Source organism: Simplicispira sp. GW247-4R2A (genome assembly GCF_059424465.1).
Genome location: NZ_JBWKZM010000002.1, coordinates 47,303 through 71,713, shown reverse-complemented (window position 1 = coordinate 71,713; position 24,411 = coordinate 47,303). Strand labels below are relative to the sequence as shown.

Sequence of the window (24,411 nt, the reverse complement as noted above, 5' to 3'; positions counted from 1 at the left end):
GGTCAGAAGCGCTCCGGCCGCTCGCCCGAAACGATGCGTCGCCATAGCCGTGAGCGCAGGGATTCATCTTCCAGCGGTTCCAGCCACAGAATTTTTGGGCTGGCTGCGCCTGCCTCAAGGCCTGGCGCTGGCTCCAAGGTGTTGGCCAAACCCTGGCGCAGCGTCAACGTCTGGCTGACCGACGCCTCCAGCATGTAGTTGATCCATTGGTGGGCCAGTAATGGTTCACGTGCCCCTGCAGGCACTGCCCAGCAATCGAGCCAGGCAAGTGCTCCCTCACGGGGAATCACGTAGCCAACATCAATTCCCGCATCGCGCAGGAGCTTCAATTGCTGCTGCCCGTAATTGGCAAACAGCAGTGCGGCCTTGTGGTCCCGAAACAATCGCACGGCTTCTTCAGGCAAGTTGTAGAACGCCAGCAGATTGCGGCGCAGCTCCACCAGATCGAGCGCCAGGCCACGCATGTTTTCGGGAGGGATATGAAACGGTGGCAGTCCACGGTGCAGCGCAGCAAGAGAGAAGCCATGATTTGCACTGTCAAACTCCAGTACCCGGCCGCGCCATTTCGGGTCCCACAGCGCTGCCCACGAATCGGGCGGAGCCGCCCATTGCGTGCGGTCATAGATCAAGCCCATTTCTGACCAGGTATAGGGAACGGCATAGACGCGCTCGGCGTCCGAGATTCCAGCAATCAACGCGAGCGGATGAAACCTCGGCAATTGGTGGGCAAGATTGGGAATTGCCTGCAGATTGAGCGGCTCCAGCTTCTTCGCGGCCACCAGACGCGCGATCTCCACCGTATTGGCGGCCACCACGTCAAACGCCGGCCGGGCGCTCGCCATCTGGCTGCGCAGGGCTTCGTCCGAGCTGACGATAGTCACTTCGACGCGTACGCCATGGCGCTTTTCGAATTGCGCCACCACATCCGCGTCTGCATACCCCGGCCAGGCCAGCACACGCAGCAGCGGTGCGGCCTGCGCCGACACTGCAAACACGTATGTTGCCAGCCAACAGATCAATACCCATCGGAACTTGGCAAGCAGGCTCCATAGAGCCATTCGACCACCCATTGCCACCACGCATTGCCCTTTCCCTAAAACGTAACAAACAGTTTACGCGGGACAATGGCGCCGTGAGCATCCCCCAAACTTTTATCCAGGAACTCCTCTCGCGTATCGACGTCGTTGAGGTGGTGGGCCGCTACGTTCCGCTGCGCAAAGCGGGCGCCAATTTCATGGGTCTTTGCCCGTTTCACGGGGAAAAGTCGCCTTCCTTCAGCGTAAGCCCATCGAAGCAGTTCTTTCACTGCTTTGGCTGCGGCAAAAGCGGCAACGCCATCGGTTTTCTGATGGAACATGCGGGCATGGGTTTTGTGGACGCTGTGGAAGACCTTGCGCGCCAGGTCGGCCTCTCGGTGCCGGATGACCATGCCACTGCGGCAGACAAAGAGCGCGCAGCAGTGGCGCGCCAACACCAGGCCACACTGAGCGAAGTGCTGGAAAAAGCGGCCCAGGACTACCGCAAGCAATTGCGCCAGTCGTCCAAAGCAATTGAGTACCTCAAGGGTCGGGGCGTTTCAGGAGAAGTGGCTCAGCGCTACGGCCTGGGCTATGCGCCGGAAGGCTGGCGGCACCTGGCCAGCGTTTTTCCACAGTACGACGAGCCCTTGCTTGCCGAAAGCGGCCTGGTGATCGTGGGCGAAGAAGATGGCAAACGTTACGACCGGTTTCGCGACCGCGTGATGTTCCCGATTCGCAGCGTCAAGGGCGAATGCATCGGCTTCGGCGGCCGGGTGCTGGGCGACGACAAACCAAAATACCTCAATTCGCCCGAAACCCCGATATTTCACAAAGGCAACGAGCTCTACGGCCTGTTTGAAGCACGTACCGCCATTCGCGAAGCCGGTTTTGCGCTCGTCACCGAAGGCTACATGGACGTGGTGGCGCTGGCCCAGCTGGGTTTTGAAAATGCGGTGGCAACGCTGGGCACGGCCAGCACCGCCGAGCACATTGCCAAACTGCTGCGCTTTACCGACGGCGTGGTGTTCAGCTTCGACGGCGATGCCGCCGGCCGCCGCGCAGCGCGCAAAGCCCTCGACGCAGCCATCGCGCACGCAAGCGACACCCGCAGCATCAAGTTTCTGTTCCTGCCGAGTGAACACGACCCCGATAGTTTTGTGCGTGCGCATGGTGCCAGTGCGTTTTCGCGCCACATTGCCGACGCCCTGCCCCTGAGCCGCTTTTTGATCGAAGCCGCCAGCGATCAGTGCGATCTCGGCACATCGGAAGGCCGAGCCCACATGGCCAGCAATGCGCGCGCCCTCTGGGAGCCCTTGCCGGACGGTGCTCTCAAACGCCAGCTGCTGGGCGAACTGGCAAGCCTCGCCCAGCTTGATCCGCTGGATTTGCAGGAGGTATGGCAGCAGGCTGCCGCTCGCACACGGCCCCCTGCACCAGCGGCGCAGCGCGCGGGCGCTGGCGCTTCGCGCAGCAAAGGGCGTGAGGCCCCTGACATGGCCTTCGCCCCCTCCCTCAGCACAAGGCGCGGGCGCGGGGCGCCGGCCAGCCGCAGCGACCATGCGGCGCGCCTGCTGCTCTCGCATATGGATTTCATCGACTCGCTCTCGCATGAAGACAATGCCTTGCTGTGTGCCCAGGCCGCGCCCCACGGCCCCCTGTTTGCCTGGATCGAAATGCAGTTTCACGAGCACGGCGCCTTGCCCTGGGCAGTGCTGCGCGAATCCTTGCGCGGCCATGCCTGCGAGTCCCTCGCCGCGCGCGTAATGACCGGAGCCCATGCGCAGACCGAGGGAGACACCCATGAACTGCAGCAGGAACTGCGCGGCCTGCTCAACCGCATGCTGGTAGACCAGATCAAGCTGCAGGAAAGTGCCGCCATCGCCGATGCGGCCAGCGACCCACAAGCCCTGCAACGCTACCGCGCACTGCAGGCCAGACGTCTTGCACTGGAGCGCCTGGCTCCATCATCGTCTTGAAAAACGCAATATCGGTATAATGTAAGGTTCACTGGCAAGAGCGACAGCAACACCTCCGGGCCGGGCAACCGTGACAAACGCGCACGACCGCCCCCTTACCGCAAGGACTGCACACCAAATGATCGCCCAGACATCTTGCCTCGGAGCCCCACGGCTCCAAGGGTAAAGCCCAGCTTTTCCCTGCCACCCGCGCCGGGATCTCAGGCGCTTGTGTTGTCTTTGTTTCTTCTTGACCCGAGGTTGTCCATGCCCGCTCAAAAGCCAGCGAAGTTGCCCAAGTCCACTCCCGCCAAGACCTCGCCCGTTTCTGCCAAGAAACCCGCTACCAAGGCTGCCGCCAAGGCAGCCGAGACGCCGACCGCCAAGAAAGCTCCTTCCGTGCCCATGACTGCCGCCAAGACCTCTGCTCCCGAAAAAAAGAAAACCACTGCCCGCGCAAAGGCCGGCGGCCCTGAGACCGAAGAGCCGGAAGTGACCAAGAAGCCTGCGGCCCGCGCGACCAAGGGCGCAAGCTCCGCCAAAGCCGACAAGGCACCCAAGGCAGCTGCTCGCAGCAAGAAGGGCAAGGCCGACGCCGACAGCGACGATGCCGACCTGTCGGACATTGAATCGGATCTGGAAGGCGAGGTCGAGGAAACGAGCGAGGCAACCACAGCTGAGACCCCCGTTGAAAAGGTCAAACCCCTTCGGATGAAGATCAGCAAGGCCAAAGAACGCGCCTTGATGAAAGAATTCGGCCTGGACGAAACCGTACTCTCCGAAGAAGACCTGGCCAAGCGCCGCTCGCGCCTCAAGACCCTGATCAAGCTGGGCAAGACACGCGGCTACCTCACGCACGGTGAAATCAACGACCACCTGCCCGACAAGCTGGTCGATCAGGAAACGCTGGACGTCGTGATCTCCATGCTCAATGACCTGGGCGTGGCCGTCTACGAGCAGACACCCGACGCCGAGCAATTGCTGGTCACCAACACGGCCCAGACGGCAGCGACCGAGGAAGAAGCCGAAGAAGCCGCCGAAGCAGCGCTCTCCACCGTGGACAGCGAATTTGGCCGCACCACCGACCCGGTGCGCATGTACATGCGCGAAATGGGCACGGTGGAGCTGCTCACGCGCGAAGGCGAAATCGAAATCGCCAAGCGCATCGAAGGTGGCCTGATGGCCATGATGGAGGCCATCAGTGCCTCGCCGGCGACGATTGCCGAAATCCTCAACATGGGCGAGGACATCCGCGAAGGCAAGGTTGTCATCTCGACCATTGTGGATGGTTTCTCCAACCCCAACGAGGCCGACGACTATGTGGCCGAGGAAGACTTCGACGAATTCGACGAGGACGACGACGACGACGGCAAGGGCGGCAGCAAGGCTTTGACCAAGAAGCTCGAAGAACTCAAGAACGAGGCGCTGCGCCGCTTCGACAAAATGCGCGAGCTGTTCGAGAAGGTGCACAAGATCTACGACCGCGATGGCTACGGCACACCTGCGTACGTCAAGGCACAGCACGCCCTGTCGGCCGAGCTGATGACCATCCGCTTCACCGCCAAGACCATTGAAAAGCTGTGCGACATGGTGCGCAGCCAGGTAGACGACGTGCGCAAGAAAGAACGCGAACTGCGCCGCATCATCGTGGACAAGTGCGGCATGCCGCAGGAAGCCTTCATCAAGGAATTTCCGACCCACCTGCTCAACCTGGACTGGGTCGAGAAGCAGGCGCAGGCGGGTAAGCCCTGGAGCGCGGTGATGGCACGCAACATCCCGCCCGTGCAGGATTTGCAGCAAAAGCTGATGGACCTGCAGTCACGTGTGGTGGTACCGCTCTCTGAGCTCAAACTTATCAACCGCCGCATGAACGAAGGTGAAGCCAGTTCGCGCGACGCCAAGAAGGAAATGATCGAGGCCAACCTGCGCCTGGTCATTTCGATTGCCAAGAAATACACCAACCGCGGCCTGCAGTTCCTCGATTTGATCCAGGAAGGCAACATCGGCCTGATGAAGGCGGTGGACAAGTTCGAATACCGCCGCGGGTACAAGTTTTCGACCTACGCCACCTGGTGGATTCGCCAGGCCATCACGCGCTCGATTGCCGACCAGGCACGCACCATCCGCATTCCGGTGCACATGATCGAGACCATCAACAAGATGAACCGCATCTCGCGCCAGCACCTGCAGGAGTTCGGCTTCGAGCCCGATGCGTCCGTGCTGGCCGAGAAGATGGAGATCCCGGAAGACAAGATCCGCAAGATCATGAAGATCGCCAAGGAGCCGATCTCCATGGAAACACCCATCGGCGACGACGACGACAGCCATCTGGGCGATTTCATTGAAGACGGCGCCAACACGGCTCCGCTCGAAGCGGCCATGCAGGCAGGCCTGCGCGACGTGGTCAAGGACATTCTCGATGGCCTGACCCCGCGCGAAGCCAAGGTGCTGCGCATGCGCTTTGGCATCGAAATGACCAGCGACCACACGCTGGAAGAAGTGGGCAAACAGTTCGATGTCACGCGCGAACGCATCCGCCAGATCGAAGCCAAGGCGCTGCGCAAATTGAAGCATCCCAGCCGCAGCGACAAACTGCGCAGCTTCATCGATTCGCTCTGAGTCGTTTCTCCTCTCGCAAAGCCCCGGCCCGCATCAGCAGGCCGGGGCTTTTTGCTGGGCGCGCTGCATGGGGGTCGGAAACATCTCGGGACGGCAACAGACAAGCCAGGCGGGAGATTGCCGGCACCCGGACACAATCCGGCCACCTGGAGGCTAAGCGCTCAGGTGGCTTCGTCTTTTCTTGCACTTTCCCCGGCTGTAGCGACCGCGCCCTCCCCCTCCAGCGCCTTAATCTCTGCCATGGCGTACCCCAAACCTCCCAGCACTTGCACAGTATCTGCGGCAAAGCGCGGCGCATCGGCCCGCACCCCCAGACGCTCGCCACCCATGCGCAGCGGCAGCAGCGCGACCAGGGCATCTTCGCCTGCGCGCTCGCCATCGGGCAGCTTCATGCTCTGCAGGCCACCAGAGGCCAGGAGGTGCGGATCGTGCAGCAGGTTCTCCGGTTTTTCGATGCGGGCAAACGGCAAACCTTCTGCCTCGAAGCGAGCAGCGAGCACTGCCGCGTCCAGTTGTCCGAAGCGTTCGCGCAACAGCGGAATCATCCGCTCCCGGGCTCGCACGCGGTCGTTGTTGCTGCGCAGGCCTTCGTCCTGCAGCAAATCATCGAACCCGAAGACGGTGCACAGCCGCACCCATTGCGGATCGCTCACGGCCGCAAGAAACACCTGTTCACCATCGCCAGAGGTGAAGATGTCGTACACGCCCCAGGAGTGAATGCGCTCCGGCATGGGCGCGGCGGGCTGGCCGGTGACGGCAAATTGCATCATGTGCTGCGCGACCAGGAACACGTTGTTCTCGAACAGCGCCGAATCAATTTCCTGGCCCTGCCCCGTCTGGTTGCGCTGCATCAGCGCCGCAAGCGCCCCAATGGCGCCAAACATGCCGCCCATGATGTCGTTGACGCTCGCACCGGCCCGCAGCGGATCGCCCGAGCGGCCCGTCATGTAGGCCAGGCCGCCCATCATCTGCACCACTTCATCGAGTGCACTGCGGTGCTCATACGGCCCGGGCAAGAAGCCGGTGTGGTTCACGTAAATCAGGCCGGGGTTGGTCTGGCGCAGCGTGGCGTAGTCCAGCCCGAGCTTGGCCAGCGAGCCGGGTTTGAAGTTTTGTACCACCACGTCGGCCGAGCCTGCCAACCGCAGGGCCGCTTCCAGCCCGCGCGGGTGGCGCAAATCGAGTGCCACGCTCTTCTTGTTGCGGTTGAACAGCGGGAAAAAACCAGCGCCGGCGCCTAGCAAATGGCGGGTTCTGTCGCCATCCACCGGCTCCACCTTGATCACCTCGGCCCCCAGATCCGCCAGCACCAGGCCGCATGTCGGGCCCATGACCATGTGGGAAAACTCGACGACCCGCAGGCCCGCCAGCGGCAGCTTCGGGCCTTCGGCAGCAGGCGAAACGATGGATTCTGGGGTGGTTTTGGCGGGCATCGGTCAGATTGGGAAGGCGAGGTGGGGCGCGCAGCATGATGCCAGAGCATTTCGTGGTGCACTTGCAACAAATCGGCGCAAAACGCGTTTCTTGCCATCCTCGCATGAAGGGTCTGGTTTTGGAGCTATTAAACTTGTAGCAAATTCGGTTCAGCGCTATATTGGCCTATCCGCCCGGCAGGCGCTGACCCGGCACCGAACCAAGGCCCTAACCACCGCGAGGAGAAAGCCGCATGAGCTCAAAGGAAAACGTTGCCATCAACCAGTTGTTCGAACGGCTTGAATGCCGTTACGCCCTGCGCGTACTCTGGGCACTGCGCGACGGCCACCCGCAAACCTTCCGCCTGCTGCAGGACAGCGTAGGCGGCATCACGCCCAATACCCTGAACACCCGCATCAAGGAAATGCGCGAAGCGGGTTTTCTGGACCACGGCAGCGACGGCTATATTGTCACGCCGTCGGGCGCCGACTTGCTCAAGCGCCTCTCCGACGTGCAGGCCTTTGCCAACCGCTGGGTGGCTGGGCGCAACAAGAAGTGACGCGCCATGGCGTGACGCCTGGCTTTACAAGATATTAGATGAAAATAGCGGTTAACGCTTGATACATAAGCGTTGTAAGCTATTATTTTAGAAGTATTTTCGAGAAATTTTATGGCACTCACCACCACCAGCTCCGGCTTGCAGTACGAAGACACCACCCTGGGCGAAGGCGCCGAAGCTACGAGCGGAACGCCGGTATCGGTCCACTACACGGGTTGGCTCTACAACGATGGCGTCCAGGGCGCAAAGTTTGATTCCAGCCGTGACCGCAACGCCCCCTTCGCCTTCAATCTGGGCGGCGGCATGGTCATCAAGGGCTGGGACGAAGGCGTGCAGGGCATGAAGGTGGGCGGCCAGCGCACACTCATTATTCCGGCCAGCCTGGGCTATGGCGCACGCGGCGCCGGTGGCGTGATTCCGCCCAACGCCACGCTCAAGTTCGACGTTGAGCTGCTCAAGGTCGGCCACTGATTCCATTTCTCAATCAAACGATTACTTTGTCGGCTTCGCTTCGCCAGTACGCCTGTACTGTCTGCGCTTCGCCTTCGCGTACTCGATTGATTGAGAAACCGAATCAACAGTTCACATTTCTGTTTTGGGCTGCGGGCGCAACGGCGCCGGCCGGGTCATCCAGCTCACGACGATGGCCGCTATCAACCCGGCCGGCACCCCGAATACGCCAGCCGATACCGGCTGAATGCCCCACCATAGACCATCGGCCAGCAACCAGGCGGGCAAGTTCACCTGAAGGACCGGCACGTGGGACAGCAGGTAGTACGCGGCAATGCCCAAGCCGCTGAGCATGCCTGCAACGGCACCCTGGCGTGTGGTGCCGCGCCAAAAAATACCCAGCACCATCACGGGCACAAAGGCCGAGGCTGCCAGGGAAAACGAGGCCGAGACCAGCGGCAGAATGTCTGCCGGCTTGAGCGCAGCGATGAAGGCCGCCGTCAGCGCCACGGCCAGCAACGCGAACTTGCTGAGAATCACGCGCTGCTCGGGCGAGGACTTGTTCGGCCGCTCGCGGAAGTACAGGTCGCGCACCAAAGCATTGCTGATGGTCAGCAGCAAACCGTCCGCCGTGGAGAGCGCCGCCGCGAGACCGCCTGCGGCCACCAGGCCCGACACCACATACGGCAGGCCCCCGAGCTCGGGCGTTGCCAACATGATCAGATCGGCACCCAGCCGAATCTCACCAAACTGGACAATACCGTCGCCGTTCATGTCCTCGACCGACAGCAGCGAAGCGTCTACCCGCGTCCATTGCGCCATCCAGTTGGGCAGCGCATCGAAATGGCTGCCCACCAAATTGTTCATGACCTCGAATTTCACCAGCACGGCCAGTGCGGGCGCGCTGAGGTACAGGAGTGACACAAAAAACAGCGTCCAGGCGACAGAGCTGCGTGCTCCGGCCACCGTGGGCGAGGTGTAGTAGCGCGTGAGCAGATGCGGCAGGCCGGCCGTTCCGACCATCAAGCAGAACATCAGCGCCAGAAAATTGCGCCGCGAATTGGTGAAGGCCGCCTGCATTTGCGGCGAACCGTTCGGGTCTCCGGCATAGGGCTGGGCATGTGGCGGCAGACCGCCCAGCGGCAGTGCGCGGGCATAGTTTTCCCGCATCTGCCGCTCCCACAGCAGACGGGCCGCCGCAGCATCGCGCGGCAGGGCGGCCAGTTCCCGGCTGGCCGCAACGATGAGGCCGACATCGGCATTTTGCGCACGCAGGCGGTGTATCCGCTCCTGCAGGTCTGTGCGTTCATCCTCCAACGCCTTGTCCACATTGCCCAGGCGCGCTTCGTATTCCTGGGCGCGGTGCAGATACGCTTGCACCACTTGCTGCTCCAGGGGCGAAGCGAGCAGCTCGGCCTCCAGATCGGCAATCTTGCCAATCTGCTTGCCGTACACCACCAGCGCGATCGGATTGCCAAGCTGCTTGTACGCCAGCCAGGACACCGGGATCAGGAATGCCAGCAGCAGCATCACGTACTGCGCCACTTGCGTCCAGGTGATGGCGCGCATGCCGCCCAGGAACGAGCACAGCAGCACGCCTCCCAGGCCGAGCATGATGCCGATTTCGAACTGAACGCCGGTCAGGCGCGAGGCAATCAGGCCGATACCATAGATCTGCGCCACCACATAGGTGGACGAACACACCACGGCCGACAATGCCGCAATCACGCGCGGCCAGCGCCCACCAAAGCGTACATGGAAGAAATCGGGCACCGTGTACAGGCCCATGGCGCGCAAATGGGGTGCCACCAGGATGGCCACCAGGCAAAACCCCCCTGTCCAGCCCAGCAGGTAGGCCAAGCCTCCCGCCTGGCCTGGCGTGCCCGAGTAGCCTTGCAAATACAGCGCGCCTGAAAGACTGATGAACGACGCAGCGCTCATCCAGTCGGCCGCGGCCGCCATGCCGTTGTACATGGGCGGAATGCGCCGCCCCGCCACGTAGTACTCAAGAGGATCGGTGGTGCGGCTGTACACCCCAATTGCGGCATACACCATGACCGAGAGAAACAAAAAAATCGGTCCGATCCAGTAGCGCGAGAGGCCATGCTGCTCCGCCCAGGTCATCAGGGCGAGAAAAGCGAGCACGCCGGCCACGTAGAGCGCAAGAATTCGGTGCAAGCGCCGCGCATAGCCGCGCTCGTCGGCCGCCTGCGGGGTCAGTGGCTCAGCCAAGCTCTCGCTCCCCATCCAGCGCCTGGGCCGCGCGCGCATCTTCGCGTTCAAACCGGCTCATGGCCCAGGCATAGACCACGACGATGGCAATGAACACGAACACCGCCCCTTGCGACGCCATCCAGAAACCGACCGGCCAGTCGCCCACGGAAAACAGCAGGTCGCGCGCAAAAAAACAGACGCCAAACGAGGTAAGCGCCCACACAACGAGGAGCGCCGCCTTCAGCCGAAGGTGCCGCACATCGTGAAGATCGGGCGGAAAGGCATGCGGGGCGCCCTCTTCTCCTGGGTCGGGTGCCCCGCGTGGCGGCAGCATGGCCTCAGTGCGCTGCGGCCAGTTGCTGCCAGGTGGCGACCACGCTGTCTGGGTTCAGCGAGATCGACGAAATACCTTCATCGGCCAGCCACTGCGCGAAATCTGGATGGTCGCTGGGCCCCTGGCCACAAATACCGATGTACTTGCCCTGCGCCCGGCAGGCCTTGATGGCCATGTGGATCAGCGCCTCGACGGCCTTGTCGCGCTCGTCGAAATCCTTGGCCAGCAGTTCCAGGCCCGAATCGCGGTCCAGACCCAGGGTGAGCTGCGTCAGGTCGTTGGAGCCAATCGAGAAGCCATCGAAGAAGGCGAGGAACTGCTCGGCAAGCAAGGCGTTGCTGGGTATCTCACACATCATGATGAGCTTGAGCCCATCCTTGCCACGCTGCAGTCCGTGCTGCGCCAGCAACTGCGTGACGCGCTCGGCCTGGCCCAGCGTGCGCACAAAGGGCACCATCACCTGCACGTTGGTCAGGCCCATGTCGTTGCGCACGCGCTTGATCGCCTCGCATTCCATGGCGAAGGCTTCGCCAAACTCGTCGCTCACATAGCGCGCGGCACCGCGGAAACCCAGCATCGGGTTTTCTTCCTCGGGCTCGTAACGGCTGCCGCCGATCAGCTTGCGGTACTCGTTGCTCTTGAAGTCGGACAGCCGCACGATGACCGGCTTGGGCCAGAAAGCAGCGGCAATGGTGGCCACGCCCTCGGCCACCTTGTCGACATAGAAAGCCCTCGGGCTGGCATGGCCGCGCGCCACGGATTCGACAGCCTTCTTCAGGTCGGAATCGATGTTCGGGTAGTCGAGGATGGCCTTGGGGTGCACGCCGATGTTGTTGTTGATGATGAATTCGAGCCGCGCCAGGCCCACACCCTGGTTGGGCAGTTGGCAGAAGTCAAAGGCAAGCTGCGGGTTGCCCACGTTCATCATGATCTTGGTGGCAATCTCGGGCATCTCGCCGCGCTGCACCTCGGTGACTTCGGTTTCCAGCAGGCCGTCGTAGATGTGGCCGGTATCGCCCTCGGCGCAACTCACGGTCACCAGGGTGCCGTCCTTGAGCCGCTCGGTGGCATCCCCGCAGCCCACCACGGCCGGAATGCCCAGCTCGCGCGCAATGATGGCGGCGTGGCAGGTACGCCCACCACGGTTGGTGACGATGGCCGAGGCACGCTTCATCACCGGCTCCCAGTTCGGGTCGGTCATGTCGGTGACCAGTATGTCGCCGGGCTGTACCTTGTCCATCTCGCTGATGCTGTGCACCAGGCGCACCGGGCCGGTGCCGATCTTTTGCCCAATGGCACGGCCTTCGGCCAGCACGGCCCCCCTGCCCTTGAGCTTGTAGCGCATCTCGGCCTGATTGCCCGCCTGGCTCTTCACCGTCTCAGGCCGGGCCTGCAGGATGTAGAGCAGGCCGTCCTGGCCATCCTTGCCCCACTCGATGTCCATGGGGCGGCCGTAGTGCTGCTCGATCACCAAGGCGTACTGCGCGAGCTGCTCGACGTCGGCGTCGGTCAGCGAATAGCGGTTGCGTTGTTCTGCAGGCACGTCGACGGTCTTGATGAGCTTGCCCTTGAGCGCGCCTTCGGCCTTTTCTTCCGCTGTGGTGAACACCATCTGAACCAGCTTGGAGCCCAGGTTGCGGCGAATCACGGCCTTGTTGCCGGCGCGCAGCATGGGCTTGTGCACATAGAACTCATCGGGGTTGACAGCCCCCTGCACCACCGTTTCGCCCAGACCGTAGCTGCTGGTGATGAACACCACCTGGTCGAAGCCCGATTCGGTGTCGATGGTGAACATGACCCCTGCCGCGCCCAGGTCCGAGCGCACCATGCGCTGCACCCCGGCCGACAGCGCCACCACGTCGTGCGCAAAACCCTTGTGCACGCGGTAGGAAATCGCCCGGTCGTTGTAGAGGCTGGCAAACACCTCTTTCATCTTGTGTAGCACCTCGTCAATGCCATGCACATTCAAGAAAGTCTCTTGCTGGCCAGCAAAAGAGGCGTCGGGCAGGTCTTCCGCCGTCGCCGACGAGCGCACCGCAAAGGTGGCACCGGCGTTGCCAGCGGAGAGCGTGGCAAACGCGTCGGTAATGGCCTTTTGCAGATCGGCCGGGAAAGGCTGGGCCTCCACCATGGCGCGAATCTCGGCGCCCGCAACCGCCAGGGCGCGCACGTCTTCGGTGTCCAGCGCCGCCAGGCGCTTGCTGATCTTGTCGGACAGGCCATCGTGCGCCAGAAACTGGCGGAAGGCGTGCGCCGTCGTAGCAAAGCCGGTGGGCACGCGCACCCCGTGCGGCAATTGCGAAATCATCTCGCCGAGGCTGGCGTTCTTGCCGCCAACGACCTCGACGTCGCTCATCCTCAGGTTTTCAAACGGTACGACCAAGGCGGTCGCGTCAAAGCGTGCAGACATGGGAGGGCTCCAGAAGTTAAAAGCGGCTCAGTGCACGCGTCGACCTGCGCGGTCGGACGGGCGACCATGCGATGCTGCGTGCGCTGTATTTGTGCTTGTGGGCGGCAGGAAGGCATGGGATGAATTCGGATAATCGGCGACATTGTAGGTCCGCCCTCCTGTCACCCTCCTGTCTGGCTTCCCATGCACACACGCACCGTCTACTTCGTCTCCGACGGAACCGGCATCACCGCCGAAACCTTTGGCAACGCCATCCTCGCGCAATTCGAGCTGACGCCCCGGCGCCTGCGCGCCCCCTTTACCGACACCGTGGACAAAGCGCACCAGGTGGTGCGGCAAATCAACCACACGGCAGAGCTGGAGGGCAGCAAGCCCATCGTCTTCACCACGCTGGTCAACATGGAGGTGTTGAAAGTGCTGCAAGAAGGCTGCAAAGGCATGCTGCTGGATATGTTTGGCACCTTTGTGCATCCGCTGGAGCAGGAGCTGGCCCTGAAGTCGCACCACCGTGTCGGGCGCTTCTCGGACATCAGCCGCAGCAAGGAATACACCGACCGCATCGAGGCCATCAACTTCAGCCTGGCGCACGACGACGGCCAGAGCCACCGCGACCTGGCCGGCGCCGACGTCATCCTGGTGGGCGTGAGCCGCAGCGGCAAAACCCCCACCACGCTCTACCTGGCCATGCAGCACGGCCTCAAAGCCGCCAACTACCCGCTGATTCCCGAAGATTTCGAGCGCCACCAACTGCCGCCCGCGCTGATGCCTTACCGCAAGAAAATCTTTGGCCTGACCATCAGCCCCGAGCGCCTGTCGGAAATCCGCAGCGAGCGCCGCCCTGACTCACGCTATGCCAGCCTGGAAAACTGCCGCATGGAAGTGCACGAGGCCGAATCCATGATGCGCCGCTCGGGCATCCGCTGGCTCTCGACCACCACCAAGTCGATTGAGGAGATTGCCACCACTATCTTGCAGGAGCTGCAGCCGGAGCGGCTGGTGTATTGAAGCGGCAGCGCGCGGGAGGGGCGCAGACGATGTCGAGGGGCAACGGACGCGAGGCGCGCGCTGCGGGTGTGCAGCGGCCCCAGGTAATTCCCTGGAAAGTTTTAGATAAAAATAGCCTCTGGCGCTTATCCATTCTGCACGGGAAGCTATTAATAGAGGAGTAATTTGGAGATTCCAATGCGGCATCCTGAAGCGGTGTCATCCAGAAATCTGGCGGTGAGCGAGACCTGTCCGTCAATCGGGTCTTGGGGCTGGATTCGACCCACTGCAGCCCATCGCCCCCATGAGCCTAATACCGACACGGCTTCTTGATCTGCGAGCTATAGTGCAAATATTGAACGCCTTCGCGAACCGGGTTCAGCGAACATTTGTGTTGCCGCGACGCTGCAACACATGCACGCACTTCGTCAGATTGGTTTTCCCTGCTCATGCCCCGGTGCGCCCACGTATGACCATGAATGCAGACGCAATTTTCAGATTTGTCGCGCCATACTATCTCGTGCCTACCGTGGGTATCTAGTAAAACACGAACCACATCAAAGTTAAGTGCATTACGAATGCCGATTATCGAACTCTCAACTTCGTCAGCTATCAAGGGTCAATCAATTGAGTTGAGGCTGCAGCATGAACGAGGATCTGAATACGCGCAGCTACAAGTTGAGGTATACGACTGCGGCGTCCTCAATCCCTCCTCTAAGCTAGGCTTTGGTACTACACCGAAGAGAACAGCAGAGAAGGAGTTGGCGGTCGATATTGATACGCGGCACTTAGCAGTTGGTATTTATGAGGTCCGATTAGTAAGGCTCCACAACGGCGGTGAAGAAAATCAGAAACCTCATCTCGATCTATTGGCAATAAAGGACTACGCGCGCACGTTCTTTGAGGTCGTCGAATCGGCTGAGGATGTAAGGCCTCTGGATGTTATTCGGGAGCAGGTAGAAAAACTTGAAAAAGAGATTGAATGGCATTTTCTTGAGCCGTTCAATGTACAGACTGATCTATCTCTACCTGGCTCGCTATATACAGCATTTGTCTTTATAAAAGATGTCCTCGTTGGAACGCGAATTCGATTAGAACGATTGGAGCTAGTGCCAACAAATGACGGGATTGGCGCCCATGATTCACACCAATTTGTAAACACTTTTCTTCGGCAAAGGACATCCACCGGTATCATTTTTCAGTACGGAGGACAGCTTGAATCGGAATCGCGAAGCGCGAGCCCTGTTTGCGTTGTGCATTTCCCAGCAATTCAATCGAACTCGCTAGATGGTGCAAGAGATTATTGCGTCGCGAAAACGAATTCCGTCTTACTCGCGCTTGCACTTTCTAGAGATGCCGGAGGTTCGATTTTCGATGTTGTTCTCTTCGATCACAACTCACGCCGAGCCACCAAGTTCACTATCCCTCCCGCATATGTTGGCAATCTCCTAACTGGTCAACTAGCAGGCGAATCGGCGGAATCTTTAAAGACATATGTTGCGGGTATATCGATAGACCCGATGGGCGCTTTCCTAGCTGAGTTGTACAAAGAGGCGCGTCGCGAGCGTGATCCGAGGTATCAGTACATTCGCCTGTGGCAGTTACTCGAACTATTGGCTGATCAGGAGGTGTTCGATCCAAACGAGCCTCTTACAACCTATGAGGGAACTGTGATGGAGGAAGAGAACGGAAGTCCTCGGCTCAGCAAAGGTTCTGTCCACACAGTATTCCGACTTCTTAGGGAGGCCGGACTTGGCTCAACAGAGCAAACATGGAAGGATGTCAACGTGTGGTTCGCCTTCAGGAGTGCAGTCGCTCATTACGGTGCATTTTCGGAATTTCACCGCCTTTCACGAGCCGCCGTGCGGAGTTGGGCTCAGTTCGGAGTTAACGAGATCGCAGAAGCTGGAGGTCATGACAAGTTTTTGGATAGCCTTCGGTGGATGGCGCGCCTGCTTCTCATGCAGCGGCTAGTGCGTGTGGCCAATGGGGATTCGCAACGAAATCACGCCTAACAATCGGTTCACTACGATCAATTTTCCGCCGCTTCGCGGCTCAAAATCGGCGCGTGAGCTAGGCGTTGAGCGGACTGCTTTCCCGTTTCGCCACCGGCTGCTCATGGCCGACAGCCGCTTATCATCTGGGACTTCAATGCGATGTCCTCGAGATGAATGGCAAAGAACGCACGCTGCGCCCCGCATTTCCGGGATTGGGGTCTGAGCACCATGGCACTACCTTAAGAGCGCAAAGTAAATGCGGGTGGGCTGACACCACCAACTGATGCCAGACTGCGGTTGTTCAAAGACTACAACCGGCTTCAGCAGCAAGTCAGCCCACGTGCATCGTACCAAGCCAGAGAGCCTCCAACATCACCTTCGGCAATTGCGCCAGCAGCTTGCCCAATCAGGGCAAGATGCCCTCGGCGAGGCGCTCGCAGCGCCAGAGATGGAGCAAATCCTCATCGAAGAAACAGGCCCCCACCGCCAGCGCATCTACCCGCCACTGGTAACACTGCGCCTGTTCATCGACCAGATACTCTCAAGCGATCAGGCTTGCCAGGGGGCCGTCAATCAGCACCTTCTCGCTCGCTTGATGCAGGGGCGCGCGCACTGCAGCCTGAGCACAGGCCCTTATTGCAAGGCCCGGCAAAGGCTCTCGCTGGCCTTGCTCCAGCGCTTGGGCAAGCGTCTTGGCGCGCAGATCGAGAGCAGTGCTAGTGTGCAGTGGGGCTGGCGCGGGCGCTGCGTCAAACTGTTCGATGCCACCACAGTTTCCATGCCCGATACCGTGCAGAACCAACAGGCATGGCCCCAAAACTCCCGTCAGGCGCGCGGCCTGGGCTTTCCTTTGGCCCGCATCGGCGCGCTCATCAGCTTATCGAGTGGCGCCGTCATCGACTATGCCGTGGGGCCTATGCAAGGCAAGTGCAGCGGTGAGCAGGCGCTCTTGCGCCAGTTGTCAGCCAGTTTGGCGGAAAACGATCTTTTGCTCGCCGATGCCCTGCACAGCACTTGGTGGGCCGTGCACATGCTGAGCCTGCGCGGCGTCTCTGTGGTCATGCCCCATGACGGCAAGCGCAGCGTTGACTTTACCCAAGGCCGTATTCACAGCAGCACGGATCACGTGGCATGGTGGCCTCGGCCCTTGCGCGCACCCTGGATGAGCCAGGAGCAGTACGCGCAGATGCCCCAAGGCATATGGGTGCGAGAGGTCAAGGCAGGTGGGCACATCCTGATGACTACGCTGCTCGATCCCGCACAGGTCAGTGCCCGCGAACTCGCTGCGCTGTACGCCATGCGCTGGAACATCGAGGTGGACTTTCGTACGCTCAAGGCGGACATGCATATGGATGTCTTGCGCTGCAAGTCGCCTGCCATGGTGCAAAAGGAAATTGCGGTCTATCTGCTGACCTACAACCTGGTGCGCCGCGTCATGGCCCAGGCTGCGCAGTTGGCAAGCCGGCCTGCCAGGCAGCTGACCTTTACAGGTGCGCAGCGCTTGATACGCGTTTTTACTGGCCACCAGCGCCAATGCGCCAAGCCAATGCAAAGTGCGCTCGGCGAAGCTTTGCTCCGAAGCATTGCACGATGCCTGTTGCCAAAGCGCCCTGGTCGTATTGAGCCGCGAGCCAAGAAGCGCCGGCCAAAGCCGTTACCGCTTCTGAACGTGCCGCGGTGGGTCGCTCGTGAGCAGATTCGGGCACAACGCGCTTAAGGTAGTGCCATGGGGGTCTGAGCACGAGTTTCGCTGCGCTCCATCGTGATCCGACAGTTGCACTGCGCCCCCAATGCCTGCGCTGCCCTGAATCCGGCCCCACTGCTTGCGCAGCGTTCGCCCCAACGCCCCGGAGCCGAGCGCAGCGATGGCCCGAAAGGCTGCCCCAGCTCTATGGCAACTCCCGGCCGAAACCTCGCTCCCCTGAGCACAAGACAAAAGCCCAAAACGGCGGCACAGTTCCCCGCAGCCCCGCCACTTCCAATTTAATAGCTACCAGCGCTTACTGCATAAGCGCTAGAGCCCTATTTCACTTAAAATTCAACCGGCGCCGCCGCCCGAATCAAGTGGCCAAAGGCCGAGAGCGCAGCCTTCGGCCCATCGCCGGCAGCCATCACGGTCTGTGGGTACGGCCCTTGCGCTGCCCAGCCCTTCATTACGCTGCAAAAAATCCGGCTTGTGCCACGTTGATCGTGTGCGCCGAAATGGCAGCCACCGTGTCAGGCCCGCAGCCAGCCCTTGGTCCTGGCGACATGGACGAAGGCTTGAACACCGGCGGCGATGTCGGCGTTGGCATCGGGAAAGACTTTCTCCAAGTCCTGGATGATGCCCTGGACGCTGGCTTGGCCATCGCAGCGTTTCATGATCTCGCCAGCCGTGTCATTGAGTTTGATCAGCCCCTCCGGGTACAGCAGGATGTAGGCGTTCTGGCTCTCTTCCCAGCGGAAGAAGTAGTGCGGCGCGAGGCGCGGCTGAAGCCCAAGGTTGTCGGTGGTGTCCATCATCAGGGCCCGGTAAATACGGCGCCGGGCGGAGGCGGTTGTGGCCTTCGCCCGGACACCGCTTAGCGCACGTAGACGTAAGCAGTGACTTCAAAGCCGAGGCGGATTTCGCAGTAAGCAGGGGTTTCCCAGGTCATGACAAGTCTCCTTGGTAGCGGAACGGCAACATGCTGTTCCTTGATGGATTGTGGGTTTCGTGCCTTGCGCCCACTAGCCGCATTTCGCGAAAAGCGGCTCATGAAAATCATGAACTGCGCCGCCCTCTTCCATCGGTGTGTAGCGGCCCCAGCCGCTGACCTGCACGTCGCTATACGCCAGCATCATGGTGTCCAGCATGGCCCACAGGATGTCGAGCTTGAACTGCAGAATCTCCAGTGCACGCTGCTGCAGTTCGCGCGTGTTGAAATGCCCGAGCGTGATGCGCAGGCCATTGCAGACATCGCGCGGGGCCTCGCTCAGGCGGCGCCGAAAGTACGCATAGCCATCGGGCTCGATCCACGGGTAGTGCTGTGGCCAGAACTCCAGCCTCGACTGGTGAATGCCTGGGGCGAACAGCTCGGTCAGTGAAGCCGCGGCAGCCTCCTGCCATGGCCGCTGGCGCGCGAAATTGACGTAGGCATCGACGGCAAAACGCACGCCGGGCAGCACCAGCCGCTGCGATACGGTGTCCGCACGTGCCAGACCCACCGCTTCGCCAAGCCGGATCCAGGCTTCGATACCGCCCTCATCGCCCTGGCAGCCATCGTGATCAAGGATGCGCTGCACCCAGTGGCGCCGCACTTCGCGCTCCGGGCAGTTGGCCAGAATTGCCGCGTCCTTGATCGGAATGTTGATCTGGTAGTAGTAGCGGTTGGCCACCCAGCCCTGAATCTGCTGCTGCTGCAGTTGCCCCCGGTGCATCATGACCTGAAACGGATGGTGGATGTGGTAGCGCCCGCCCATCGCGCGCAGGCGCTCTTCGAATTCCTGGCCGCTCCAGGCTTGCAGTGTGTTCATGGTTGGTCTCCGGTATCGATCAGCATGCCGTCCCAGGCCAGTTCGACGCCAGCACGCTTTAGTGCAGCGTGCTCCGGCGAGTCCTCGTCCAGGATCGGGTTGGTGTTGTTGATGTGGATGAGCACCTTGCGCGGCTTGTCAAAGCGCGCCAGCAGCGCCAGCATGCCATCTGCCCCCGATTGCGGCAGGTGCCCGATGGCGCGCGCCGTATGGGTCGACAGGCCGAGGCGGATCATTTCGTCATCGGTCCAGAACGTGCCGTCGAGCAGCACCCAATCGGCATCGGCAAGGTAGGGTTCCAGGTGCGGCTCCATGGCGCCGAAGCCGGGGGCGTAAAAAATTCTTTTCCCGCTCGCCGTGTCTTCGATCAGCACGCCGATGTTGTCGCCGGGGCGCGATTGCTGGCGGTAGAGCGAATACGGCGGCGCCTTGCTGGCCAGCGGCACGGGTGTGAAGCGCAGGCCGCTGACGGCGGGCACGGTGAATGGCGTCGGCGGCTCCACCTGCAAGGCTTGCCAGCGGACCGTGCAAAAGTGCGACAGCACGTTGAAGACGGGGTTGCCGGTGGTGAGGTCTTCGTGCACCTGCGCGGTGCACCACACGTCGAGGGGCTTTCCTTCTCGCAACATGAAGAGGCCGGTGGTGTGGTCCACCTGGGCATCGATCAGCACCACCCCGGCGATGCCGGTGTCCCGCTGGGCGCGCCCCGGTTGCAGACAAGGGTTGGCTTGGATCTGGCTCAGGATGTCGGGTGAGGCGTTGAACAGCACCCAGTCGCTGCCGTTGCTGCTGACGGCAATCGAGGATTGGGTGCGTGGCTGGGCGCGCACGCTGCCGCGCCGCACGCCGTCGCAGTTGCGGCAGTTGCAGTTCCATTGCGGGAAGCCGCCGCCGGCGGCCGAGCCGAGTACCAGAAGTTTCATGGCGCCAGTGTGTGGCGGCGCTGCGGCCGCCGCATGCAGGGATTCGTGAAACCACCGTCAAGGTTTTCTGGAGCCAGGGGCATCGCCCTTGCCTCCGACTTGGGCGCAGGCGCACTGGGGCGCACCTGGGAGCCTCGTGCCCGGTTGGCCGGACTCTCTCTTCACGGCGGCACTTTGGTCGCCAACCTCGCGTCGATCCGGGAAAGCGCCAGGCTGCAAGCACTGGCTCTGGCCACGACCTGCGCTCAAGAAAATCACTAGCCAGCTTTGCGTACAAACCTGAGGCAGTTCTCCACGCTATCGCGTCGCGCCGCTTTCCGCCTGGGCCAACAATGCCGCCAAGGGGTCTTTCGTTTCGACCGGCCTCATGAAAATACAGGAGACGGGTATGCCAAAAGAATCGCAAGGACTCACGCTGGACGGCCAGGGAAAGCCGCTTTGGCTGTCGCTGGAGCTGACCTACCGCTGCCCACTGAAATGCTCATGGTGCAGCAACCCGCTCAATTTCGAGGATTACACCGAGCGCGAACTCTCGACCGAAGAATGGAAAGCCACGCTGCGCGAAGCGCGTGCCCTGGGTACGCTGCAACTGGGCTTCACCGGTGGCGAACCCTTGTTGCGCGATGACCTGGAAGAGCTGGTGGCCTATGCCGACGGCCTGGGCCTGTACACCAACCTGATCACCTCCGGCATCGGGCTCACCGAAGCCCGCTTGATTGCCTTGAAAGAGGCGGGCCTGAAGCAGGTGCAACTGTCGCTGCAGGCGCTGCGCTCGTCGTTGACGGACGAACTGGTCGGCGCCAAGGCGCACACCCGCAAATTGGCGGCGGCGCGCCTGATCAAGGCCCACGGCTTTCCCATGGTGATGAACATGCCGGTGTTCAAGCAGAACATCGACCAGATCGATGCCATGTGCGCATTCGCCGCCGAAATCGGTGTCGAGTACATCGAGTTTGCCAATATCCAGTACTACAACTGGGCCATGGTCAACCGCGATGAGCTGATGCCGACCCTGGAGCAGGTGCGCGAAGCCGAAGCCACGATCCAGCGCTGGCGCGACAAGCTGGGCGACAGCATGACGCTCTATTTCGTCATTCCGGACTACTACGAAGGCCGGCCCAAAGCGTGCATGAACGGCTGGGGCGCCATCAGCCTGACCATCGCGCCAGATGGCGTCGCGATGCCCTGCCTCGAAGCGCGCGTAATTCCGGGCCTGGAGTTCGTGTCGGTGCGCGACAAGCCGCTCTCGTGGATCTGGCACGAATCGCCGCTGTTTCGCAAATACCGGGGGATCGACTGGCTACCCGAGCCGTGCCGTTCGTGCTCCGAGAAGGAAAAAGACTTCGGCGGTTGCCGTTGCCAGGCCTTCCTGCTGACCGGCGACGCCGGCAATACCGACCCGGCCTGCAGCCTGTCGCCGCACCACCATGTGGTGCAACAGGCGGTGGCCAGCACGGTGCAAGCGCTGCGCTTTCGCAAACCCCTGATCCGGCGCACCAAGAGCGCGGTGTCCACCGCCTACATGGAGGAATGAACCATGCGCCATCCTTACGACACGGCCGCCGGCACGATCGTGCTCGGCCTGCTGCTGACTGGGGCCTTGGCCGCCCTGGCGCGCTTGCTGATCGCCTGAGGCGCACCATGGACAGTCTCTCTATCGATCTGCTGCTGCGCTGGGGTCATTTCATCGCCGGCGTGATCTGGGTTGGCCACAACTATTCCAGCGTCATCCAGCGGCCCAACTGGCGTGCGCTGAACGCAGCCGATCTGATTGACGACCAGAGCCCGCGCTTCCAGGCGCTGCTGCACCGCGAGCACGGCACGTTTCGCTGGGCCTCGGTCGTCGCCTGGTCCGCCGGCATGCTGATGCTCTGGCGCTACGGCTGGCTGATGGGCGCCATTGCGTTGCAAGGGACGTTGGCGCCGATCGGGATCGGCATGTACATCGGCACGCTGATGATGGCCAACGTCTGGCTGGTGCTGTGGCCGCATCAGCAAAAAGTCCTCGGCCTCAAGCCGGCCTCCATCGCCGAACGCGTGCGCTGCTCGCGCATCACGCATTTGTCCTCGCGCACCAACACCATGCTGTCGATTCCCTTGCTGTTCTTCATGGCAGCGGGCGCCCATGGCGGCCTCCTGGCGGGCTGACACCACGATGGCACAGCGCGACGCCCCGGCGAGGGCGGCCTGGAATTTCGCCGCCGGTCCGGCGCGGCTGCCCGATGCCGTGTTGGCACGGGCCGGCGCCGCCCTGTTCGAGCGCGGCGCCGATGGCGCGGCAGCCATCGAGCGCCCCTTCACCGGGGCCGGCTTTCGCGAGGTGCTGGCCGACGCCCGTCAACGCCTGGCGGCCTTGCTCGGCGTCCCCGACCACTACCGCGTGCTGTTTCTCGCTGGCGGCGCCATGCACCAGTTCTCCATGGTGCCGATGAACCTGCTCGACCCGGCATCGGGCCTGCGCCGCGTCGCCTATGCCGACTCGGGCTATTGGTCGCGCCGGGCGATGCAGGAGGCAGCGCGCTACGCCGAAGTGGCGGTGGTTGCCAGACATGCCGGTGCGCTGCCGCTCACCGCGCCGCCACTGGACGGCTGGCAGATGCCGCCAGATTGCGCCTACTGCCACATCACGGCCAACGAAACCGTGGACGGCATCGCTTACCCGGCATGGCCCAATACCGGCGCCGTGCCGCTGGTGGCCGATGCGACCTCGTGCTTTCTCAGCGCGCCGCTCGACGTGTCGAAGTTCGGCCTGATCTATGCCAGCGCGCAAAAAAACATCGGTCCGTCCGGCCTGACGGTGGTCATCGTGCGCGAAGACCTGCTGCGGCGCCCTGCCTTGGCCGCCCCCTCGGCCTTGTGCTATCGCCTGCAGGCGGCGCAGGACAGTTGCCTGAATACGCCGCCGACCCTGGCGATTCACCTGGCGGCGTTGGTCTTCGCGTGGATTGCTGAATCGGGCGGTCTGGTGGCCATGGCGAGTGCCAACCGGCGCAAAGCTGATTTGCTGTACGGCGCCATCGACAACAGCCAGGGTTTTTACACGGCGCCGGTCGCCCATGGGCACCGCTCGACCACCAATGTCCGCTTCCATCTGGCGGATGAGCGCCTGACCGAGGTCTTTTTGACCGACGCCGCAGCCGCCGGCTTGCACCACCTGCGCGGCCACCGCCAGGTCGGCGGCTTGCGTGCCAGCCTCTACAACGCGATGCCGGACGCGGGGGTCGCTGCGCTGGTCGACTTCATGGCGGAATTTGCCCGAGGCCACGGATGAGCACCGCCTGGCTCCCCACCCGGCCGGGGCTGGCCGGCGGAATCGACAACGATGGCAGCCGGGCAGCGGAATTGCTGGCCGCCGGGTTCGGCAGTGTGGAGTTCGGCACGGTAACGCCCCGCCCTGAGCCTGGCGCCAACCCCGGCGTGGTTGCGCTGGCTGCCCGTCTGCGGGCGCTGCCCCCGCGCGCGCAAGGCGCTGCCCGTGTCGGCATCGGCATCGGCATGGGGGGCGACGCCGCGCCGGAAACCCTGGCCGCCGAATGGTGCCGCGGGTACCAGGCCGCCTGCGAAGTGGCCGACTACCTGAGCTTCAATTTGAGTGCGCGCCGCTACCAAGCCTTGTTGACGCCTGCGCATTGGCCGCTGCTGCTGCAGGCATTCGACGCTGTTACCCACGAACGCCAACAGCACACTGCCGTTGGCGGCCGGTACCTTCCCCTGGCGCTCAAACTGCCGCTGGGGCCGGCGGGCGGGTTCCCACTGGCGCTGGCTCAAGCAGCGGCCGCAGCCGGCTTCGATGCCGTGACGGCGGTGCTGCCCGCCAGCAGCGAACGTCTCGACCGGCTTCGCCTGCTGCGCTCACAACTGCAAGGCCAGGCCGCCATCGTGGCCGTCGGCGGCATACGGTCGGCGGGCGATGTGCGCGCCGCACTGGCAGCCGGCGCCAACGCGGTGCAAGTCCATTCCGTGTTCGCACAACGCGGCGCTGCCTGCCTGCCGGATCTGCTCCATCTGGATCTTCAGGCCTAGGTTGCCAACGCCAGAT

At 62.2% G+C, this 24,411-nt stretch carries 20 protein-coding genes; 11 read left to right on the top strand and 9 right to left on the bottom strand.

All coding sequences use genetic code 11. From position 1 onward, the window contains the following. Positions 1 to 2: 2 nt before the first annotated feature. Positions 3 to 995, bottom strand: a complete 993-nt coding sequence (locus tag AC07ZH_RS01840; RefSeq protein ID WP_495198306.1) for an ABC transporter substrate-binding protein — start codon at positions 993 to 995, stop codon at positions 3 to 5. A gap of 137 nt (positions 996 to 1,132) precedes the next feature. On the opposite strand from AC07ZH_RS01840, the gene dnaG reads away from it, so the two are divergent. Together dnaG and rpoD are read left to right on the top strand one after the other, a co-directional pair. Then, a complete protein-coding gene (dnaG, locus tag AC07ZH_RS01835) occupies positions 1,133 to 2,995 on the top strand; it encodes a DNA primase (RefSeq protein ID WP_495198305.1) in 1,863 nt (620 codons plus the stop codon). A gap of 246 nt (positions 2,996 to 3,241) precedes the next feature. Then, on the top strand, positions 3,242 to 5,593 hold the full coding sequence (gene rpoD, locus AC07ZH_RS01830; RefSeq protein ID WP_495198304.1) for an RNA polymerase sigma factor RpoD: 2,352 nt from the start codon (positions 3,242 to 3,244) through the stop codon (positions 5,591 to 5,593). A 161-nt stretch (positions 5,594 to 5,754) separates the two neighbouring features. Here the strand turns inward: rpoD and AC07ZH_RS01825 are convergent, their stop codons facing one another. Further along, the gene (locus AC07ZH_RS01825; RefSeq protein ID WP_495198303.1) at positions 5,755 to 7,026 is read right to left on the bottom strand and encodes a CaiB/BaiF CoA transferase family protein; all 1,272 of its coding nucleotides are present in this window, start codon (positions 7,024 to 7,026) and stop codon (positions 5,755 to 5,757) included. Between the two features lie 233 nt (positions 7,027 to 7,259). On the opposite strand from AC07ZH_RS01825, the gene AC07ZH_RS01820 reads away from it, so the two are divergent. After that, complete coding sequence (locus tag AC07ZH_RS01820) at positions 7,260 to 7,565, top strand: winged helix-turn-helix transcriptional regulator (protein WP_119107986.1); 306 nt, start codon at positions 7,260 to 7,262, stop codon at positions 7,563 to 7,565. A 111-nt stretch (positions 7,566 to 7,676) separates the two neighbouring features. Then, complete coding sequence (locus AC07ZH_RS01815) at positions 7,677 to 8,036, top strand: FKBP-type peptidyl-prolyl cis-trans isomerase (protein ID WP_119107987.1); 360 nt, start codon at positions 7,677 to 7,679, stop codon at positions 8,034 to 8,036. A 111-nt stretch (positions 8,037 to 8,147) separates the two neighbouring features. Here the strand turns inward: AC07ZH_RS01815 and AC07ZH_RS01810 are convergent, their stop codons facing one another. The 3 genes from AC07ZH_RS01810 to ppsA are packed head-to-tail and all read right to left on the bottom strand — an operon-like array spanning position 8,148 to position 12,973. Continuing rightward, positions 8,148 to 10,262 (bottom strand): VC_2705 family sodium/solute symporter, encoded by a 2,115-nt coding sequence (locus AC07ZH_RS01810; protein WP_495198478.1) that lies wholly within the window; start codon positions 10,260 to 10,262, stop codon positions 8,148 to 8,150. Beyond that, the gene (locus AC07ZH_RS01805; protein WP_119107989.1) at positions 10,240 to 10,563 is read right to left on the bottom strand and encodes a DUF4212 domain-containing protein; all 324 of its coding nucleotides are present in this window, start codon (positions 10,561 to 10,563) and stop codon (positions 10,240 to 10,242) included. Before AC07ZH_RS01805 ends, AC07ZH_RS01810 begins: the two co-directional genes overlap by 23 nt. Before the next feature lie 4 nt (positions 10,564 to 10,567). Then, entirely contained in the window at positions 10,568 to 12,973 is a 2,406-nt protein-coding gene (gene ppsA, locus AC07ZH_RS01800) for a phosphoenolpyruvate synthase (RefSeq protein WP_495198302.1), read from the bottom strand. 183 nt (positions 12,974 to 13,156) lie between these two features. Here ppsA and ppsR point away from each other — a divergent pair, with 183 nt between their 5' ends. From ppsR to AC07ZH_RS01785, 3 genes are all read left to right on the top strand, one after another. Next, positions 13,157 to 13,978: a posphoenolpyruvate synthetase regulatory kinase/phosphorylase PpsR gene (gene ppsR / locus AC07ZH_RS01795; RefSeq protein WP_495198301.1), complete on the top strand. Its 822-nt coding sequence runs from the start codon at positions 13,157 to 13,159 to the stop codon at positions 13,976 to 13,978. 557 nt (positions 13,979 to 14,535) lie between these two features. Then, the gene (locus AC07ZH_RS01790; protein ID WP_495198300.1) at positions 14,536 to 15,972 is read left to right on the top strand and encodes a hypothetical protein; all 1,437 of its coding nucleotides are present in this window, start codon (positions 14,536 to 14,538) and stop codon (positions 15,970 to 15,972) included. Between the two features lie 265 nt (positions 15,973 to 16,237). Next, positions 16,238 to 17,671 (top strand): IS4 family transposase, encoded by a 1,434-nt coding sequence (locus AC07ZH_RS01785; protein ID WP_495198299.1) that lies wholly within the window; start codon positions 16,238 to 16,240, stop codon positions 17,669 to 17,671. Between the two features lie 500 nt (positions 17,672 to 18,171). Here AC07ZH_RS01785 and pqqD read toward each other — a convergent pair whose 3' ends face one another. The 4 genes from pqqD to pqqB form a co-directional block, all read right to left on the bottom strand. Continuing rightward, complete coding sequence (pqqD, locus tag AC07ZH_RS01780) at positions 18,172 to 18,453, bottom strand: pyrroloquinoline quinone biosynthesis peptide chaperone PqqD (RefSeq protein ID WP_495198298.1); 282 nt, start codon at positions 18,451 to 18,453, stop codon at positions 18,172 to 18,174. Positions 18,454 to 18,515: 62 nt separating this feature from the next. Next, positions 18,516 to 18,590 carry a pyrroloquinoline quinone precursor peptide PqqA gene (gene pqqA / locus AC07ZH_RS01775; RefSeq protein WP_081455968.1) on the bottom strand — a complete coding sequence of 25 codons (75 nt, stop codon included), beginning with the start codon at positions 18,588 to 18,590 and terminating at the stop codon, positions 18,516 to 18,518. A gap of 73 nt (positions 18,591 to 18,663) precedes the next feature. Next, positions 18,664 to 19,449 carry a pyrroloquinoline-quinone synthase PqqC gene (gene pqqC / locus AC07ZH_RS01770; RefSeq protein ID WP_495198297.1) on the bottom strand — a complete coding sequence of 262 codons (786 nt, stop codon included), beginning with the start codon at positions 19,447 to 19,449 and terminating at the stop codon, positions 18,664 to 18,666. After that, positions 19,446 to 20,372 carry a pyrroloquinoline quinone biosynthesis protein PqqB gene (gene pqqB, locus AC07ZH_RS01765; protein WP_495198296.1) on the bottom strand — a complete coding sequence of 309 codons (927 nt, stop codon included), beginning with the start codon at positions 20,370 to 20,372 and terminating at the stop codon, positions 19,446 to 19,448. The genes pqqC and pqqB overlap by 4 nt, the downstream gene beginning before the upstream one ends. A 388-nt stretch (positions 20,373 to 20,760) precedes the next feature. Here pqqB and pqqE point away from each other — a divergent pair, with 388 nt between their 5' ends. The 4 genes from pqqE (at position 20,761) to AC07ZH_RS01745 (ending at position 24,395) form a co-directional block, all read left to right on the top strand. Then, positions 20,761 to 21,906: a pyrroloquinoline quinone biosynthesis protein PqqE gene (pqqE, locus tag AC07ZH_RS01760; RefSeq protein ID WP_495198295.1), complete on the top strand. Its 1,146-nt coding sequence runs from the start codon at positions 20,761 to 20,763 to the stop codon at positions 21,904 to 21,906. Between the two features lie 107 nt (positions 21,907 to 22,013). Then, complete coding sequence (locus AC07ZH_RS01755; protein ID WP_495198294.1) at positions 22,014 to 22,520, top strand: urate hydroxylase PuuD; 507 nt, start codon at positions 22,014 to 22,016, stop codon at positions 22,518 to 22,520. After that, on the top strand, positions 22,498 to 23,643 hold the full coding sequence (gene serC / locus AC07ZH_RS01750) for a 3-phosphoserine/phosphohydroxythreonine transaminase (protein WP_495198293.1): 1,146 nt from the start codon (positions 22,498 to 22,500) through the stop codon (positions 23,641 to 23,643). The genes AC07ZH_RS01755 and serC overlap by 23 nt, the downstream gene beginning before the upstream one ends. Continuing rightward, positions 23,640 to 24,395 (top strand): dihydroorotate dehydrogenase, encoded by a 756-nt coding sequence (locus AC07ZH_RS01745; RefSeq protein ID WP_495198292.1) that lies wholly within the window; start codon positions 23,640 to 23,642, stop codon positions 24,393 to 24,395. Before serC ends, AC07ZH_RS01745 begins: the two co-directional genes overlap by 4 nt. Positions 24,396 to 24,411 lie beyond the last annotated feature (16 nt).

Bases quoted from the DNA above. Each gene is read 5' to 3' on its own strand.
- rpoD (WP_495198304.1), top strand. From the start codon at position 3,242: ATGCCCGCTCAAAAGCCAGCGAAGTTGCCCAAGTCCACTCCCGCCAAG.
- AC07ZH_RS01825 (WP_495198303.1), bottom strand. From the start codon at position 7,026: ATGCCCGCCAAAACCACCCCAGAATCCATCGTTTCGCCTGCTGCCGAA.
- AC07ZH_RS01820 (WP_119107986.1), top strand. From the start codon at position 7,260: ATGAGCTCAAAGGAAAACGTTGCCATCAACCAGTTGTTCGAACGGCTT.
- AC07ZH_RS01815 (WP_119107987.1), top strand. From the start codon at position 7,677: ATGGCACTCACCACCACCAGCTCCGGCTTGCAGTACGAAGACACCACC.
- AC07ZH_RS01810 (WP_495198478.1), bottom strand. From the start codon at position 10,262: ATGGGGAGCGAGAGCTTGGCTGAGCCACTGACCCCGCAGGCGGCCGAC.
- AC07ZH_RS01805 (WP_119107989.1), bottom strand. From the start codon at position 10,563: ATGCTGCCGCCACGCGGGGCACCCGACCCAGGAGAAGAGGGCGCCCCG.
- ppsA (WP_495198302.1), bottom strand. From the start codon at position 12,973: ATGTCTGCACGCTTTGACGCGACCGCCTTGGTCGTACCGTTTGAAAAC.
- ppsR (WP_495198301.1), top strand. From the start codon at position 13,157: ATGCACACACGCACCGTCTACTTCGTCTCCGACGGAACCGGCATCACC.
- AC07ZH_RS01790 (WP_495198300.1), top strand. From the start codon at position 14,536: ATGCCGATTATCGAACTCTCAACTTCGTCAGCTATCAAGGGTCAATCA.
- AC07ZH_RS01785 (WP_495198299.1), top strand. From the start codon at position 16,238: ATGCCAGACTGCGGTTGTTCAAAGACTACAACCGGCTTCAGCAGCAAG.
- pqqD (WP_495198298.1), bottom strand. From the start codon at position 18,453: ATGGACACCACCGACAACCTTGGGCTTCAGCCGCGCCTCGCGCCGCAC.
- pqqC (WP_495198297.1), bottom strand. From the start codon at position 19,449: ATGAACACACTGCAAGCCTGGAGCGGCCAGGAATTCGAAGAGCGCCTG.
- pqqB (WP_495198296.1), bottom strand. From the start codon at position 20,372: ATGAAACTTCTGGTACTCGGCTCGGCCGCCGGCGGCGGCTTCCCGCAA.
- pqqE (WP_495198295.1), top strand. From the start codon at position 20,761: ATGCCAAAAGAATCGCAAGGACTCACGCTGGACGGCCAGGGAAAGCCG.
- AC07ZH_RS01755 (WP_495198294.1), top strand. From the start codon at position 22,014: ATGGACAGTCTCTCTATCGATCTGCTGCTGCGCTGGGGTCATTTCATC.
- serC (WP_495198293.1), top strand. From the start codon at position 22,498: ATGGCGGCCTCCTGGCGGGCTGACACCACGATGGCACAGCGCGACGCC.
- AC07ZH_RS01745 (WP_495198292.1), top strand. From the start codon at position 23,640: ATGAGCACCGCCTGGCTCCCCACCCGGCCGGGGCTGGCCGGCGGAATC.